14 protein-coding genes are annotated in these 12,092 nt (G+C 73.4%); 8 read left to right on the forward strand and 6 right to left on the reverse strand.

Annotated features, from left to right (window positions below):
- Positions 1 to 169: 169 nt before the first annotated feature.
- Both ACFQ9Z_RS21460 and ACFQ9Z_RS21465 read left to right on the forward strand, forming a co-directional pair.
- Positions 170 to 1,561 carry a M1 family metallopeptidase gene (locus ACFQ9Z_RS21460; protein ID WP_383020518.1) on the forward strand — a complete coding sequence of 464 codons (1,392 nt, stop codon included), beginning with the start codon at positions 170 to 172 and terminating at the stop codon, positions 1,559 to 1,561.
- 46 nt (positions 1,562 to 1,607) lie between these two features.
- On the forward strand, positions 1,608 to 2,267 hold the full coding sequence (locus tag ACFQ9Z_RS21465) for a trimeric intracellular cation channel family protein (RefSeq protein WP_383020522.1): 660 nt from the start codon (positions 1,608 to 1,610) through the stop codon (positions 2,265 to 2,267).
- Here the strand turns inward: ACFQ9Z_RS21465 and ACFQ9Z_RS21470 are convergent.
- On the reverse strand, positions 2,176 to 3,480 hold the full coding sequence (locus ACFQ9Z_RS21470) for an alpha/beta hydrolase (RefSeq protein WP_383021373.1): 1,305 nt from the start codon (positions 3,478 to 3,480) through the stop codon (positions 2,176 to 2,178). The genes ACFQ9Z_RS21465 and ACFQ9Z_RS21470 overlap by 92 nt on opposite strands.
- A gap of 177 nt (positions 3,481 to 3,657) precedes the next feature.
- Between ACFQ9Z_RS21470 and ACFQ9Z_RS21475 the strand changes: the two genes are divergently transcribed.
- Positions 3,658 to 4,554 carry a thioesterase family protein gene (locus ACFQ9Z_RS21475; protein WP_383020525.1) on the forward strand — a complete coding sequence of 299 codons (897 nt, stop codon included), beginning with the start codon at positions 3,658 to 3,660 and terminating at the stop codon, positions 4,552 to 4,554.
- Here ACFQ9Z_RS21475 and ACFQ9Z_RS21480 read toward each other — a convergent pair.
- Entirely contained in the window at positions 4,541 to 5,137 is a 597-nt protein-coding gene (locus tag ACFQ9Z_RS21480; protein ID WP_383020529.1) for a TIGR03086 family metal-binding protein, read from the reverse strand. The genes ACFQ9Z_RS21475 and ACFQ9Z_RS21480 overlap by 14 nt on opposite strands.
- Before the next feature lie 101 nt (positions 5,138 to 5,238).
- Between ACFQ9Z_RS21480 and ACFQ9Z_RS21485 the strand changes: the two genes are divergently transcribed.
- Positions 5,239 to 6,240 carry a helix-turn-helix transcriptional regulator gene (locus tag ACFQ9Z_RS21485; RefSeq protein ID WP_383020532.1) on the forward strand — a complete coding sequence of 334 codons (1,002 nt, stop codon included), beginning with the start codon at positions 5,239 to 5,241 and terminating at the stop codon, positions 6,238 to 6,240.
- An 11-nt stretch (positions 6,241 to 6,251) separates the two neighbouring features.
- Here the strand turns inward: ACFQ9Z_RS21485 and ACFQ9Z_RS21490 are convergent, their stop codons facing one another.
- Positions 6,252 to 6,878, reverse strand: coding sequence for a TetR family transcriptional regulator (locus tag ACFQ9Z_RS21490; RefSeq protein WP_383020535.1), 627 nt, complete (start codon positions 6,876 to 6,878; stop codon positions 6,252 to 6,254).
- Between the two features lie 145 nt (positions 6,879 to 7,023).
- Here ACFQ9Z_RS21490 and ACFQ9Z_RS21495 point away from each other — a divergent pair, with 145 nt between their 5' ends.
- From ACFQ9Z_RS21495 to ACFQ9Z_RS21505, 3 genes are all read left to right on the forward strand, one after another.
- Positions 7,024 to 7,191 (forward strand): hypothetical protein, encoded by a 168-nt coding sequence (locus ACFQ9Z_RS21495; protein ID WP_281294009.1) that lies wholly within the window; start codon positions 7,024 to 7,026, stop codon positions 7,189 to 7,191.
- Positions 7,192 to 7,223: 32 nt separating this feature from the next.
- Positions 7,224 to 7,502, forward strand: a complete 279-nt coding sequence (locus ACFQ9Z_RS21500) for a DUF4190 domain-containing protein (RefSeq protein ID WP_383020540.1) — start codon at positions 7,224 to 7,226, stop codon at positions 7,500 to 7,502.
- A 120-nt stretch (positions 7,503 to 7,622) separates the two neighbouring features.
- Complete coding sequence (locus tag ACFQ9Z_RS21505) at positions 7,623 to 8,792, forward strand: cysteine desulfurase family protein (RefSeq protein WP_383020545.1); 1,170 nt, start codon at positions 7,623 to 7,625, stop codon at positions 8,790 to 8,792.
- Positions 8,793 to 9,058: 266 nt separating this feature from the next.
- Here the strand turns inward: ACFQ9Z_RS21505 and ACFQ9Z_RS21510 are convergent, their stop codons facing one another.
- A complete protein-coding gene (locus ACFQ9Z_RS21510; protein WP_383021377.1) occupies positions 9,059 to 9,712 on the reverse strand; it encodes an N-acetylmuramoyl-L-alanine amidase in 654 nt (217 codons plus the stop codon).
- Between the two features lie 93 nt (positions 9,713 to 9,805).
- On the opposite strand from ACFQ9Z_RS21510, the gene mnmA reads away from it, so the two are divergent.
- A complete protein-coding gene (mnmA, locus tag ACFQ9Z_RS21515; protein WP_383020549.1) occupies positions 9,806 to 10,930 on the forward strand; it encodes a tRNA 2-thiouridine(34) synthase MnmA in 1,125 nt (374 codons plus the stop codon).
- A 52-nt stretch (positions 10,931 to 10,982) separates the two neighbouring features.
- Here mnmA and ACFQ9Z_RS21520 read toward each other — a convergent pair whose 3' ends face one another.
- Positions 10,983 to 11,216 carry a hypothetical protein gene (locus tag ACFQ9Z_RS21520; protein WP_383020553.1) on the reverse strand — a complete coding sequence of 78 codons (234 nt, stop codon included), beginning with the start codon at positions 11,214 to 11,216 and terminating at the stop codon, positions 10,983 to 10,985.
- Between the two features lie 38 nt (positions 11,217 to 11,254).
- A complete protein-coding gene (locus ACFQ9Z_RS21525; protein ID WP_383020557.1) occupies positions 11,255 to 12,034 on the reverse strand; it encodes an alpha/beta fold hydrolase in 780 nt (259 codons plus the stop codon).
- Between the last annotated feature and the right edge of the window lie 58 nt (positions 12,035 to 12,092).

The following is a 12,092-nucleotide window of genomic DNA, read 5'->3' on the forward strand; positions in this document are numbered from 1 at the left end:
GGGGCCGGAGGCCGCCGCCGAGGAGACGGCGCGTGAGGCCGGCACCGACTCCCAGGAGTCAACCGGCAAGTAGCCCATGACAGAACCGTAAAGTCATGTACATGTCTGAGCGGGAGAGTGCAGAGTCGTCCGTGTCCGACCAATGATCGGCACGCTCGAAGGGACGACCATGGCACTCTCCCGTTCGGCACGGTTAGGGGCCCTCGCCACCGCGGCGGCCTCCTTCCTCCTCATCGCGGCGTCGCCCGCCCCGACCCCCGGCGCACCCGGCATCGGCGACTCCTACTTCCCCCGGCTCGGCAACGGCGGCTACGACGCCCGCCACTACGACCTGGACATCGCCTACGCCCCCGGCACCGGCCGCCTCGACGGCCGCACCACCCTCAGGGCACGCGCCGCCCAGAACCTGTCCTCCTTCGACCTGGACCTCCAGCGGCTGGAGATCAGCCGCGTCGAGGTCGACGGCAGCGGAGCGCGTTTCACCCGGGACGGCGACGAGGTCACCGTCACCCCCCGCCACACCCTGCGCCAGGGCCGCGAGTTCACCGTCTCCGTCACCTACGGCGGCGTGCCCGAACCACTGGGCGGCCCCATCATCTTCGGCTCCGAGTACGGCTGGATGAAGACGGCCGACGGCGTCTTCGTGGCCTGCGAGCCGAACGCCGCCTCCACCTGGTTCCCGTCCAGCGACCACCCCTCCGACAAGGCCACCTACGACATCCGGATCAAGGCGCCCAAGGGCCTGACCGCCGTCTCCAACGGCCGGCTGGTCTCCACCCGCGACCGGGGCGGTTCGACGTACACGCACTGGCGGGAGAGCCGGCCGATGGCCACGTACCTCGCGACCGCCACCATCGGCAGGTTCGACGTGCGCACCGGCCGCACACCGGGCGGCACCCCGATCTACGTCGCCGTCGACCCCGTGCTGAAGAACGGCAACGGCGTCGACGTCTACGGCGTCACCGCCGCCGCCACCGACTACTGGTCCGAGGTCTTCGGCCCGTACCCGTTCGAGGAGACCGGCGCCATCGTGGACGACATGCCCGAGGCCGGGTTCTCGCTGGAGGTGCAGAGCAAGCCCGCCTACTCGGCCGTGCGCAACGAGTCGACCATCGTGCACGAACTGGCCCACCAGTGGTTCGGCGACTCGGTGAGCGTGGCGCGGTGGAAGGACATCTGGCTCAACGAGGGCTTCGCCACCTACGCCCAGTGGCTGTGGGCGGAGCACCAGGGCACCCGCTCGGCCCACGACTCCTTCCGCGCCGCCTACGACGCACGCCCCGCCGACTCCTCGTTCTGGCAGATCAAGGTGGCCGACCCGCAGCGGGACACGATGTTCGCCTCCCCCGTCTACCAGCGCGGCGCGATGACCCTGCAGGTGCTCCGCGAGCGGATCGGCGACCGGGCGTTCTTCGCGCTGCTGCCGGCCTGGACCCGGCTGCACCGCTACGGCAACGCGGACACGGCCGACTTCGTCCGTCTCGCCGAGCGGATCAGCGGGCAGCGGCTGGACGACCTGTTCGGCGCCTGGCTCTACACGACAGGCAAGCCTGCCCTGTGACCTGCGCTTGTAAGGTGCACACTCCCTGACAGGTGAGAATGTCGGGGTGCAACTGCAGCAACTCTTCAGTCCCTCCGTCCAGCACACACTCGACGTCATCGGCATCTTCGTGTTCGCGATCTCCGGGGCGCTGCTGGCCGTCCGGAAGAACTTCGACGTCTTCGGCATCGCCGTGCTCGCCGAGGTCACCGCGCTGGGCGGGGGACTGTTCCGCGACGTGGTCATCGGGGCCGTGCCCCCGGCCGCCTTCACGGACCTGGGGTACTTCCTCACCCCCCTGATCGCCACCCTCGTCGTGTTCTTCCTCCACCCGCACGTGGAGCGGATCCAGACGGGGGTGCTGGTCTTCGACGCGGCCGGCCTCGGCCTGTTCTGCGTCAGCGGCACGATCAAGGCGTACTCCTACGGCCTCAACCTGACCGCGTCGGCGACCCTCGGCCTCGCCACCGCGGTCGGCGGCGGTGTGCTGCGGGACGTGCTCGCCAACGAGGTCCCCTCGCTGCTGCGCTGGGACCGCGACCTGTACGCGGTCCCGGCGATCGTCGGCGCCACCATGGTGGCGCTGTGCATCCGCTACGACGCGCTGACCCCGCTCGCCAGCGGGCTCGCGGTCGTCACCGCCTTCGCCCTGCGGCTGCTCGCGATGAGGTTCCACTGGCGAGCGCCGCGTGCGTGGAACCGGCGGTCGACGGTGACCGAGGAGTAGTACCGATGGACCCGCTCGCCGCCCCGCGGCCGGTGCCGCTCGGGGTTCCCGTGGCGGCCCCGGTGAGCGAGCGGTCCTCGCCCGCGGCGCGGTTCTGGCCCATCTGCAGAGTCAGCCAGCGGAACACCTCGGGGACCTGCGGCCGCCACAGCGCCATCGTGTGACCGCCGGCGCTGCGCGGCAGGAACACCACGTGCACGGTCGTCGGCGCCTTGGCGACGGCCTGCAGCGCGGTGCCCGCCTGGTAGCCGTCGCCGGACTCGCCGGAGATGTAGAGGGCGACCCGGGGCGGTTCGACCGCGCCGCGCAGCAGCAGGTAGGGGTTGTTCCGGGCGCGCAGGGCGGGGGTCTGGGCGGCCAGCGAGTTGCGCTCGCCGATCGGGTCGTTGTAGCCGGACAGGCTCACGGCCGCCCGGTAGCGGTCGGGGTGGGCCACGGCCAGCTTGACCGCGCAGTGGGCGCCGGCCGAGTAGCCGGCCACCGCCCAGCCCGACGGCGCCGGCTGGGCGCGGAAGTTGTCCAGCACCATCCTCGGCACGTCGACGCTGAGCCAGGTGTCGGCGTTGACCTGCCCGGGGACGTTGGCGCAGCCGGTGTCGACGCCGGCCAGCAGGTTGGTGCGCGGCGCGACCATGATGAAGGGCGCCACGCGGCCCGCGCGCATCAGCGGCAGCACCTGCTCGTGCGCCTGGAGCGCGCCGAACCAGGCCTTCGCCGAGCCGGGGTAGCCCGGCAGCAGTTCCACGACCGGGAACCTGCGGTGGCGGTAGGCCGGTTCGCCGTACTGCGGCGGCAGCCAGACGTAGACCTCGGCGTTCACGCCGGAGACCCGGCCGCGGAGCTGGGTGACGCGCACCCCGCCGGCCGCGCGCATCCCGGCGCCGTCGGCCGGCCTGAACACCTGCCGGACTTTGGGCAGCTGCTTCAGGGCGATGCCGCCGGTGCCGTCCCGGCCGAGGTCGGCGGCCTGCTGGACGTGGTTGCCGGTGCCGACGAGGTCGGCCCAGTTGTCGTACAGGCCGTTCTGGTTGTTGACCAGTACGAAGACCAGAGTGACGGCGGTGCCCTGGGCGAACAGCAGCATCAGCACCCGGGCCGCGGCGCGCAGCGGCCCGGGCCCGGGGGTCCTCGACCACAGCAGGAGCGGCAGTATGAGGGCGACCACGGAGAGCACGACGGTCGTGCAGAGGAACGGAGTCCCGGTGAGGCTCATGTCCCCATAGAGGGTGATCGGCGTCCAGGGGTTGTGGACGTGTCCGGACACTTACCTGGAAATTGCCGGAATCTCACCCGGGGGGCCCTCTCGCGTGGGCCGGGTGGCCGGACGGCATTCACCCGGTCCCGGTCACAAAAGCTACCGCTTAGTAATTTCGTGTTGTAGCGTTCACCCATGCCAGAAGCAGCTTCCGCACCCTCCTCCACGCTCGGCGTCGCGCGGGCGGGGGGACCCCCGTCGCGGGCCGTGATCGGAGACAGCGAGTTCGACCGCGACACGGCGGTCACCCGGCGCGAGCCCGGTGTCTACGACATCGACCTCTCGGCCGGCTGGACCATCATCAACGCCGTCAACGGCGGCTATCTGCTGGCGGTCCTCGGCAGGGCCCTCGCGGACACCCTCCCGCACCCGGACCCCTTCACCGTCTCCGCGCACTACCTGACCGCGTCCCAGCCGGGCCCGGCGGTCGTGCGCACGCAGACCGTGCGCACCGGCCGCACCCTGTCCACCGGCCAGGCCTCGCTCTTCCAGTACGACGACGAGGGCAACGAGGTCGAGCGGATCCGCGTCCTCGCCTCCTACGGCGACCTCTCCGGCCTGCCCGACGACGTCCGCACGACGGCCGCCCCGCCGGCCATCCCGCCGCTGGAGCGGTGCTTCGGCGCGGAGGACGGGCCCGCCCCGGTCGAGGGCAGCTCGGCCATCACCGGCCGGCTGATGCTCAAGCTGGACCCCGCCACCCTCGGCTGGGCGCTCGGCGCGCCGTCCGGCAAGGGCGAGATGCGGGCCTGGTTCGGGCTGGCCGACGGCCGCGACGCGGACCCGCTCTCGCTGCTGCTCGCGGTGGACGCGCTGCCGCCCACCGCCTTCGAGATCGGGCTCAAGGGCTGGGTGCCCACGGTGGAACTCACCGTCCACGTCCGGCACCGCCCGGCCCCCGGACCGCTGCGGGTGTCGATCACCACCCGCAACCTGGCCGGCGGCTTCCTGGAGGAGGACGCCGAGGTCTGGGACAGCGAGGACCGGCTGGTCGCCCAGTCCCGGCAGCTCGCCCGGGTCAGGCTCGGCTGAGCGGGGTGCGGCCGAGCCAGGCCGCGAGCCGCTCGTAGGCGCCGGCGCCCTCAGGGGCGTCGGCGCGGTCGGCGAACGGGGTGGCGGCGTCCCGGGGCCTCGTGTCGGGCAGCACGCGGCGGGCGTTGGCGAGCGAGAACTCGGCCAGCTCCGGATCGAGTTCGAAGGGGTGGCCCAGGGCCTCGGCCAGGTCCCAGGTGTGGGTGACGATCTCCATCACGTAGCCGGACAGCGCCGCGTGGCCGGGAACCTCGCCCCAGGGCACGCGCGCCGTCGTCACCATCCGCTCGTCGCCCTCCCACGCCCTGAGCACCCGGACCCTGACCTCGTCGTAGGCAGCCGCCCAGCCGTCGTCGGCGACACCGTCGGTGGACGGGTCGACGGCGAGGCCGTCGCCGCCCTCGCCGACCACCGCGATCCGCCGGGTGCCGCCGACGACGTGGCCGAGCAGGCCGCGGACGTCGAACTCGGAACACGGGGTCGGCCTGCCGAGGTCCTCGGGGCGCACGGTCTTGATGAGCGCGGCCGCCTGCTCGGTGGCGCGGACGTAGTAGGGGCGCGGGTCGGTGAACTCGTTCTTCATGACATGCCTCTCGCTGAGTCGGTGCGCCGAGCGTCCCCGCATAACCTGACATCCGCCGTCAGCATTTGCGCGGACCTTGGACCCGGCGCGATCCTGGGCGCGTGAAGTCCGACCGGCTGCTGTCGATCCTGCTGCTCCTGCAGACCCGCGGCCGCGTTCCGGCGCGCGAACTGGCCGGCCGGCTCGAGGTGTCGGTCCGCACCATCTACCGCGACGTGGAGGCGCTCTCGGCGTCCGGGGTGCCCGTGTACGCCGAGCGCGGGCGGCACGGGGGCATCGAACTCCTCGCCGGTTTCCGCACCGACGTCACCGGTCTGACCGCGGACGAGTCCCGGGCGCTGTTCATCCTGGCCGCGCAGGGCGCCCACGCGGCGCTCGGTCTGGACACGGCCCTCGGCTCGGCGCTGCGCAAGGTGATGGCCGCGCTGCCGGCGCCGCACCGGCCCGCCGCCGAGGTCGCCAGCCGCCGCGTCCTGGTCGACGCCACCCGCTGGCTCAGCGGCCCGGGGCCGGCCGTGGACCTGGAGGTGCTGCAGGACGCGGTGTTCTCCGACCGGCGGCTGCGGCTGCGCTACCGGCACAGCGGGGACCGGGAGCCGTCCACGTACACCGTGGACCCCTACGGCCTGGTCGCCAAGGCCGGGGTCTGGTACCTGGTCGCCGACCGCCGCGGCGCGCCCCGGCTGTTCCGCGCCGACCGGGTGTGCTCGGCCCGGCTGCTCGACGATCCCGTGCGGCGGCGGCCCGGGGTCGAACTCGCCGACGCCTGGGAGGTGCTGCGCCGTCAGGTGGAGGACCGGCCGGGGGACGGCGTCGACGTCACCGTGCGGGTCCGGCGCGAGCGCCTCGACATGTTCCGGCGCATGGCCGCCGCCCAGCTCACCGAGGTCTGCGACGACGACGGGGCGAGCGACTGGGTCACCGCCCGGATGACGTACCCGGTGCTGCGCGCGGTGCGCCAACTGCTCGGGTTCTCCGACCAGGTGGAGCTCGTCGGACCGCCCGAGGCGCGCGCGGAACTGCTCCGGGCGGTCCGCTCCGTGACGGCCCTGTACGAGCAGCCCCGGCCGGACGGCGCGGACGGCGGCCCGGCCGCCGGGTGAAGCCGGGCGGGTCAGTCCAGCCAGTGGCGGCGGCCGACGCTGATGAGCCGCAACTGCCGCCGGGCGAGCGCGGTGACGCGCTCCCGTTCGTCCTCCGGGGCCTCCTGCGCCTCCAGGAAGAGGGACGCGGTCAGCAGCATCTGGTCGACGTAGAGGTGCGCGAGCATCCCCAGGTCCTCGTCGTTCCAGCCGTGCGCCTGCGGGTCGTCGGCCAGCTCGGCCTTCACCTCCTCGGCGAAGCGGGCCAGTTGGTCGCGGATGGCCTCGCGCACCGGCTGGACTCCGCCATGTCGCTCGCGGGCGATGAAACGGACGTGCGCGGGGTACCCGTCGACGTGGCGGGCGATCAGTTCGACGGCGCGCTTGATCCGTTCCTCGCTGTCGCCGGCCGCGGACACCGTCGTCCGCACCATCGGATGCAGGCTGCCCAGCGCCTCGTCGACCAAGGCCACACCGAGGTCGGCGGTGGAGCGGAAGTGCCGGTAGAAGGCCGTCGGAGCGACCCCGACGGCACGGGTGACCTCACGCAGGCCGAGGCTGCTCAGGCTCTGCTCCTCCAGCAGGGCGAGCGCCGCGTCCAGGAACGCCTGCCGGGTCTTCTGCTTCTGGGCCTGCCGGACGCCGAGGGTGTGACTCATGTCATCCAGTTAACAACTGTTCTCCGGAATTGGAAAGCCGCAGGAAGCGCTAGACTCGAAGTCAGTGAACAACTGTTACTACAACTGTTCACCGAAAGTTCACAAGAGGACAACGCGAGGCATCCCGGAGGGGGGATCTGATCCCATGCTGTTCCTCGTCGCCGCACTCATGCTGCTCGGCGTCGTGCTGGGCACCGTCGCTCACGCGCCGCTGACCGTCACCGCCGCAGCGGCCGCCGTCATCGCCGTCTGGCTCGGCGTCTTCGCGATCCGCGAGCGCCACGGCCGCCGCCGCCACACCTCGGCCGACTGACCGTCCGCACCGACTCCCAGGAGCTGAGCACCATGCAACTCACCGCGCCGGCCTCGGGCCGCACGGAGAACCGCCCGCGCACCCGGGACGCCGACGGCATGGCCGTGGCGTCCTTCATCCTCGGCCTGCTCGGGCTGCTCGTCCTCAACATCGTCCTCGGCCCGGTCGCCGTCGTCCTGGCCGCCGTCGCCCTGTGGCGCGGCACGGCCCGCCGCGGCCGCGCCTTCCTGGGCCTGGCCCTGGGCATCGCCGACCTGGCGGTCCTGGGCCTCGCGATGGACCTGTCCAACACGGTGTCCTGGAGCCTGTGAGGCGTCCGGCCGGCCGCCGGCGGCGCCGGCGCGTCGCCGCCCGGCGCGGACCCGGTGAGCGCGGGACGCGCCCGGTGGCGGCCGAGGGAGCCGTACGCGAGCCGTAGAATCGGCGTCACCATGGCATACCTCGACCACGCCGCGACGACCCCGATGCTCCCGGAGGCGGCAGAGGCACTGAGCGCCCAGCTGAGCATCACGGGCAACGCCTCCTCCCTCCACGCGTCCGGCCGCAGGGCCCGCCGCACGGTCGAGGAGTCCCGCGAAGCGCTCGCGGAGGCGCTGGGCGCCCGCCCCAGCGAGGTGGTGTTCACCTCGGGCGGCACCGAGGCCGACAACCTCGCGGTGAAGGGCCTGTACTGGGCCCGCCGCGCCGCCGACCCGGCCCGCACCCGGATCCTCGCCAGCCCCGTCGAGCACCACGCCGTCCTGGACGCCGTGCACTGGCTCGGCGAGCACGAGGGAGCCACCGTCGAGTACCTGCCCGTCGACTCCCACGGCCGCGTCCACGCCGAGGCGCTGCGCGAGGCCATCGCCCGCGATCCCCGGGACGTCGCGCTGGCCACCGTGATGTGGGCCAACAACGAGATCGGCACCGTCATGCCGGTCCGCGAACTGGCGGACGTCGCAGCCGAGTTCGACGTTCCGCTGCACGCGGACGCGGTCCAGGCCTTCGGCCAGGTGCCGGTCGGCTTCGCCGCCTCCGGACTCGCCGCGCTCACCGTGTCGGGCCACAAGATCGGCGGCCCGTACGGCATCGGCGCGCTGCTCCTCGGCCGCGAGTACACCCCGGTGCCCGTCCTGCACGGCGGCGGCCAGGAACGCCATGTCCGCTCCGGCACCCTCGACGTGCCCGCCGTCGCCTCCTTCGCGGTGGCCGGCCGGCTCGCCGCCGAACAGCGCGAGTGGTTCGCCCGGGAGATCGGCGCCCTGCGGGACCAGTTGGTGGACGCCGTCCGTACGGCCGTGCCGGACGCGATCCTCGGCGGCGACCCGGCACCCGGCGGCCGCCTCCCGGCCAACGCCCACTTCACCTTCCCCGGCTGCGAGGGCGACTCCCTGCTGCTGCTGCTCGACGCCCAGGGCATCGAGTGCTCCACCGGCTCCGCGTGCACCGCGGGCGTCGCCCAGCCCAGCCACGTGCTGCTCGCCACCGGCACCGACCCGGACCTGGCGCGCGGCACCCTGCGCTTCTCCCTCGGGCACACCTCGACGGAGGCGGACGTGGAGGCGGTCGCCGAGGCCATCGGCCCCGCCGTGGAACGCGCCCGGGCGGCCGGACTCAGCTGAGGGGCGAGACACCCGCCCCGGCGCATGCGAAGGACCTACGAAACGGGTTCCCTTCGCCGGCATTGTCCGGATCAGGTGGCTGGGGGTCGCCTTCCGGTCCAGTCATTGCGACCTTCCGGCCTCTCAGTCCTAGCGTCGACGTCGGCCTCGGCGGGGGGCATCGCGCCTCTCGCGAAAGTCGGCTACGCCGCTGTGACTCCCTCACTCGCTCCGTAGGCCTGCTCTCAGGATAGAACCTCACCTGCCGGACGAAAAAGGGGTGAAACCTAGATTTTTCCGGATGTCTGCCGTACCCGTTCCACCAGCCCCATGTAGCGCGGCCAGTCCCAGTGCGGCCCCGGATCCGTGTGGTCCGTCCCCGGCACCTGCGCGTGCCCGATGACGTGCTCCCGGTCGGCGGGCATGCCGTACCGCGCGCAGATCGCGGCCGTCAGCCGCGCCGACGCGGCGTACATGGCGTCCGTGAAGGAGGAGGCGTCCTCCACGAAGCCCTCGTGCTCGATGCCGACGCTGCGCTCGTTGTACTCCCGGTTGCCGGCGTGGAACGCCACGTCCAGCTCCCGTATGAGCTGGGTGACCCGCCCGTCCCGGCGAACGATGTAGTGCGCCGCCGCACCGTGCGCCGGGTCCTGGAAGGCCCGCACCGCGCTCTGGTAGCCGCCCTGCGTGACATGGACGACGACCCGGTCGACGGGGTAGTCGTCCGGGCGGTCCGCGCTGCGATAGTTCGCCGGGGAGGCCGCCGCCCAGCGCGCGCCCCGGAAGTCCACCGCACCCGCGACCCGCGGCTTCTCCACCCCGGGCAGCCGCCACCACAGGTGGGACAACTCCTCCCGGGCCAGCGCCGCCGTGCCCACCGCGGCCGTCAGGCCGCCGATCAGCAGCGCCCGCCGCCCCGGCCGCCGGTCCGTGTCGGTCATGGTCGCCCCCGTCTCCAGCCTGCCCAGCCCGCTGTGATCGTCAACGCTCACCCGGCGGTCCCGGTTCCCGCGGCCCCGTACCCTGGAAGGGTTATGACTGAGACCCCGCAGCGCCCCCTCCGCGTCCTCGCCGCCATGTCCGGCGGCGTCGACTCCGCCGTCGCCGCCGCGCGTGCCGCGGAAGCCGGCCACGACGTCACCGGCGTCCACCTCGCGCTCTCCGCGAACCCGCAATCCTTCCGCACCGGCGCGCGGGGCTGTTGCACCATCGAGGACTCGCGCGACGCCCGCCGCGCCGCCGACGTCATCGGCATCCCGTTCTACGTCTGGGACCTCGCCGACCGCTTCCGCGAGGACGTCGTCGAGGACTTCGTCGCCGAGTACGAGGCCGGCCGCACCCCCAACCCCTGCCTGCGCTGCAACGAGAAGATCAAGTTCGCGGCGCTGCTGGACAAGGCGCTCGCCCTCGGCTTCGACGCCGTCTGCACCGGTCACTACGCCAAGGTGGTCCTGCGTGAGGACGGCTCGCGCGAGCTGCACCGTGCCTCCGACATGGCCAAGGACCAGTCGTACGTCCTCGGCGTGCTGGACGAGCGGCAGCTCGCCCACGCGCTGTTCCCGCTCGGCGACACGGTCACCACCAAGGACGAGATCCGCGCCGAGGCCGAGCGGCGGGGCCTCGCCGTTGCCAGGAAGCCCGACTCGCACGACATCTGCTTCATCGCCGACGGCGACACCCAGGGCTTCCTGGCGGGCCGGCTCGGCAAGGCCGAGGGGGACATCGTCGACGAGTCCGGCGCGGTCGTCGGCACCCACGAGGGCGCGTACGGCTTCACCATCGGCCAGCGCAAGGGCCTGCGCCTCGGCACCCCGGCGCCCGACGGCAAGCCCCGCTACGTCCTCGACATCTCCCCGGTGAACAACACCGTGACCGTCGGCCCGGCCGCCGCCCTGGACGTCACCGCCCTCACCGCGGTCAAGCCGCGCTGGTGCGGCACCGCCCCGGCCGGCCCCGGCACCTACACCGCCCAGCTCCGCGCCCACGGCGGCGAGACCGAGGTGACGGCGGAACTCGTCGACGGCGCCCTGCGGGTGTCGTTCACCGAGCCGGTGCGCGGCGTCGCCCCCGGCCAGGCGATCGTGCTGTACGACGGCACCCGCGTGGTCGGCTCGGCGACGATCGCCTCGACGGTGCGGGCGAAGGCCCCGGCGGTCTGAGCCCGCACGCCCCCGGGCGCCCGGCTGCGTGCGGGGCCGGCCCCTGCCGGCCCTACTCCCGGTCCCAGGTCACGCCCACGTGCCCGGGGCGGATCTCGGGCTCCACGATGTGCGCCGTGCCGTGCGCGTTCAGCATGAGGTCCCCGAGGAACCCGGGCGGCGCCCGCACGCTGGTCCGCCCGGACCGCCGGCACCGCACCGGCAGGGCCGCCCGGTCGAAGGCGACCTGCAGCACGTACGCGCCGCCCGCGCAGGTGAAGCCCCGGTGGTACTCGTCGCTCGGCACGCCCGTGCCGTCCTCGAAACGGCCCCGTCCCCGGCCGGTCAGCCGGTGAAGAAGTCCGCGAGGACCGGCGCCAGCACCTCCGGCTCCACCGCGTGGGTCTGGCCCTCCAGGGTGCGGTACGTGCCCTGCGGCACGGTCCGGGCGATCGCCTCCGCCGCCTCGCGCAGCCACCCGGGGCTCGCCCCGCCCGCGACGGACAGCACCGGCACGGAGACGGCCGCCAGCCGCTCCCGGGGCAGCAGCCCGTCGCCGAGGACCGCGTCGTCGTAGGCCAGGCTGGGCGCGACGGACTCCATGCCGGCCCACATCGGTGACTGGCGCGCGCTGCTGATCGTCTCCTCGCCGAGGCCCGTCAGCCGCAGGAACAGTTCCACCGCGTCACCCGGCCGGCCCTCGGAGAGCGCCTCCTCCAGGCGCTCCGTGTACGCCCGCTTCCCGGCTCCGCCGTCCAGGGAGTCCGCGAACGGCACCTCGTACACGGCGGCCTGACGGACCGGCAGGCCGCTCGCCGCCGCCTCCAGCACCAGCGCGCCGCCCGAGGAGACGCCGAACAGGCCCACCGCGCCGCCCACCGCGTCGACCAGCGCGGCCAGGTCCTCGACCTCGCGCTCCACCGCGTACGGCGCCGTGTCGCCGCTCTCGCCGCGGCCCCGGCGGTCGTAGACGACGGCCGTGCAGCGGTCCGCCAGCCGGTGCGCCAGGGGCGCCACGGTTCCGCCCGTGGACATCGCGCCGCTCACCAGGATCACCGTCGGCCCCTGGCCGGTCACTCGGTACGCGAGGGAGGTGCCGTCGCGGGAAGTCGTCTTCTTGTCCATGCCCGTGCAGACTGCCGCACGGCGCGGGACTCACCGGTCACGACACGTCGGTGTCGCG

Origin of the sequence: Streptomyces sp. NPDC056580, from assembly GCF_042793175.1 — a bacterium.
Taxonomy (GTDB): Bacteria; Actinomycetota; Actinomycetes; order Streptomycetales; family Streptomycetaceae; genus Streptomyces.